This is a genomic window from uncultured Brevundimonas sp., from assembly GCF_937870815.1.
GTDB lineage: Bacteria > Pseudomonadota > Alphaproteobacteria > Caulobacterales > Caulobacteraceae > Brevundimonas.
Map to the genome: position 1 here is coordinate 1 of NZ_CALMZS010000108.1, position 3,842 is coordinate 3,842.

The following is a 3,842-nucleotide window of genomic DNA, read 5'->3' on the forward strand; positions in this document are numbered from 1 at the left end:
GGAGGTCGGATGGGGGTCTCGTCATCTTACCCGGCACGGCGGCGATGGATGTGGTGGAGCGTTAAAAGAACCTTGCTCTTCAGGGGGAATGTGTGGGTAACTTGGCTTCGATCATCTGGGGGGAGCATCGAGATGGCTGTTCAAATGAACTGTTTCGCGCCTTCGCGCGCCTTGCGGCGGGTGCTTCTGGGCACCGTCGGCGGGGTTTGCCTGGCCGCTGTCGCGGGAGGCGCGCTGGCGCAGACGACGGGAGGCGGAGGTGTTTCCCAGGGCGCGCTGACACCCGGAGGCGGCGTCGTCCGTGAGCCCCAGATCGTCATCTCCAGTCCGGGCACGCCGACCACCGCTCGCGATCCAGTGGACGTGACCGGCGTCGGGCAGATGATCATCGACCAGCAGAACGGCTTCATCGGCCTGTGCACCGCGACCTTGATCAATCCGCGCACCGTGATCTTCGCGGCGCATTGCGTGAATAGCCGCGCCCCGGGCGACTATGGCGCCGCGTCCGGGGGCACCCCGATCGGCTTCGGCTTCTCCAGCAACAACAACGCCGCCGGGGCGAGCGCCTTCGGCGGGTGGTTGTTCGGCGGCCATCAGACCGACACCTCGCGCTACATGTACAACAGCAACTACGTCGCCTATCACCCGGCGTCGCTCGAACCCGGCGCCGCCAGATTCCTGTACGGCGACGTGGCGATGGCCTCGCTCGACACCGCGGCGAGCGACGTTCCCAGCTGGGCGATGCTGTTCTCGGCGCTCCCAGCGCCGACGATCACCGCCAACGGGACCGGCTATCATGTCGAACTGGCCGGCTACGGCCGTAACGGCACCGGTTCGACCGGCTCGACCGGAGGCATCGACTTTCGCCGCCGGCTGGCCGAAAACATGCTGGGCGCCCTGGCCTCGCTCGACGACTTCGAGGGCTTCCTGTTCGGCGGCGGCTCGGGTCTTCCGCAGAACCTGTACTGGATCGACTTCGACGATCCCCGCCGCGGCACGGCCCAGGCCAGTCCGTTCGATTTCAACGCCTGGCGGGACAATCCCCAGCCACGCGAAGGCAACACCGCCTCCGGCGACTCCGGCGGCCCGCTGATTCTGGACGATCATTTCGCCAATCCGGTCGTGATCGGCGTGCTTTCGGGCGGCTATACGCGCTTCTTCAACGGTCAGCCCGCCAACAGCTACGGCACCGCGGCCTTCTACCAGCCTCTCTATCTCTACTGGGACTGGATCGCGGCCAACAATCCCTATCACTATGTTTCGGCCCTGGCCGGGGACGGCGACTGGAACGACGCCTCGCACTGGGTCACCAACCTCGACCCCAATTACCGGATCATCGGTCCGGACGGTCAGCTGGTGAACGGCGTGCCGACGACGCCGGGAGAGGGACCCAACGGCACTGACGGGGCTTTCGGCCAGGCCTGTTTCGAGTCCGGCGGGTTCAGCCAATGCCTCGACATGGCCACCGGCGAGTTCACCGCCGAGGCCAGGCCGATCGGCGCCGGCGCCACGAACAACGCCGCCGTCGCCTCGGTCGACAGCCTGCTCGGCGGAACGGGCGGCGCATCGGACCTCGGCTTCGACGACGGGGCCGCCGTCCGGGTCGCTCTTGATTCCGGGACCAGCCCCGCCGCCGCCGTCGCCCCGCCCGCTCTTCCGGCCGCGACGCTGCTGAACGGCCTGCCGGGCGCGACCGGCTTCACGCCCGTCAACACCGACGGGGACCGGCTGGCCGCCATCCCGCCCCGCTATTTCGACGTGACCCTGTCGGCCAACGGCACGACCACCCTCGGCGCGGCCGTCACCATCGACCGCCTGACGCTGTCGGGCGTGGGCGCCAGGCTGAACATCACCGGCTCCGGGTCGCTGTACAGCAACATCGACATCACCCATCTGACCGGCACCCTCATCGTCGACGGCGCCCTTGGAACGCGGGGCGACTTCTTCATGATGACCGGCGGGCTGAGCGGGTCGGGAACGATCACCGCCCCCTTCTTCACCAACATGGCCGGGCTCATCGCGCCGGGAACGCCGACCACGATCGGCACGCTCAGCTTCAACGGCGACGTCATCCTGGCCTCGGGCGGCACCCTGTTGATCAATCTGGGGGACAACGGGAGCTCGGACCGGGTGGCGGTGAACGGCCAGGCCAATGTCGGCGGCCTCGTCGCCTTCAACTTCGCCTCGGGAGCGTCCCCGGCCTATGGCGACAGCTACACCTTCCTGACCGCGCAGGGCGGCGTCTCCGGCGCCTTCACGACGACGCCGATCAGCGCCATCCTGAGGCCGGAACTGACCTATGGCGCGACCTCGGTGCAGATGGAAATCGCGGCGGGCCTTTACGCCGACGTGGTGACCGATTCGCCGATCCAGGCGGCCTACGCCCAGCTACTGGACCAGAACCGGGTCCAGTACACCCGGTTCGCGGACGTCTTCGGCCCGCTCGATCTCGGCGACGCCGCATCGATACAGGCGAACCTCGAGGCCCTGGCCCCGCGGGCGGAAACGCTCAAGACCGCGTTGGGCACGGCCGCCGTCAACAGCATGGCGCGCTTCTATCGCGGGCGCCTGTCCTCCGTCACGCGGGGCGACCTGGACGGTTCGTTCGAGGTGATCGGGCGGCCCATCGACTATGCTTCCGTCGCGCTCGACTCCCTGGACGGAGGCTCGGCCTCCCCGCTTGGGGAGACCGGGGAGTCCGTGGTTGTCCCCGGAGTCCTGCCCGACAACACGCGGGCCTTCATCGCGGCCGGCTATCTGGACGGCCGGGGCGCGCCGATGCGCACCGCCACCGGCGGCGGCAAGGACGAATTCGACGGCTATTTCATCGCCACGGGCCTTGAGGCCGCGATCGGCAGTCGGCGGATCGTCGGGGTCGCCCTGTCCACCACCGATCTTTCCGGCGAGACCGCTGTCCTGCCTCAATCCGCCGATGGCCAGCTCTGGCAGGCCGCCATCTACGGCCAGTATCAGGGCGACGGCGGCCTGATCCTGGACGGCCAGTTCAGCCTCGGCCGGTTCGACGTCGAGACCCTGCGCATGGTGGCGGTCGGACCCGACGTCTTCACCCTGCGCAGCGAGGACGAGGCGGACGTGGTGGCGGGCGAGATCGGCGCCGGTTACCGGATGCTCCGCGAAAACGTCTCGATCACTCCCGGCGTTTCTCTGCGCGCCAGCCGGATCAATTACGGCACGACGGTCGAGACGGGCGGCGGCCCGGCGCTGCGCTACGAACGCGAGGACAGCACCTCCGTCGAAGGCCGGATCGGCGTATCGGTGAGCGGCACATCGCCGACCTACCGGCCCTGGGCCAACGTCGCCTATGTCCACGCCTTCGAGGACCAGCCCGCAGCCTTCGGCGCCAATTTCGTCGGGGGCGTCGGCCCGGACGCGATCTTCGCCCTGGCCAGCGACGATTCCGACTGGGCCGAGGTCGGGCTCGGCCTGGATGCGATCCGCGACACCTGGCGGCTCACCGTCGCCGCGGAAACCACCCTGGGCCGCAGCGACGTGGAGAACCGGTCCTATCGCGCCGAGCTGGCCTTCCGCTTCTGAGCGAAAACTCGGCCCGTCTCTGCCCGATCCGCCCGGGCCAGGCCGGGGCGGGCGCCGGGGTCGGGCGCGCCCGGGCGCCCTCGATCCCGAAACGGCGGGAGAGCCGGGCCGCTCCCTTCTTCCCGCCCGCGCCTCGACGCCCGGCGCGCCGCGCCGCAGGAGTGACGGGGGCTCTGGCGGCGGCGCGCGACGCGGGCTAAACCTGCCGGTCGGGCGCGTCATTCGGAGTATCAGGTGAAGATTGCCGAACGCTGGTTCGTGATGGCGGGCGTCGGCCTGCTGGCCGC

The 3,842-nt window shown here is 69.3% G+C and carries 1 protein-coding gene; it reads left to right on the forward strand.

Features of this window, described 5'->3' with window-relative positions; all coding sequences use genetic code 11:
* The first annotated feature begins 132 nt into the window (after positions 1-132).
* Positions 133-3,555, forward strand: coding sequence for an autotransporter domain-containing protein (locus Q0588_RS06925; protein WP_298744988.1), 3,423 nt, complete (start codon positions 133-135; stop codon positions 3,553-3,555).
* The last annotated feature ends 287 nt before the right edge of the window (positions 3,556-3,842 follow it).

Coding starts and splice junctions, on each gene's coding strand:
- Q0588_RS06925 (WP_298744988.1), top strand. CDS start 133: ATGGCTGTTCAAATGAACTGTTTCGCGCCTTCGCGCGCCTTGCGGCGG.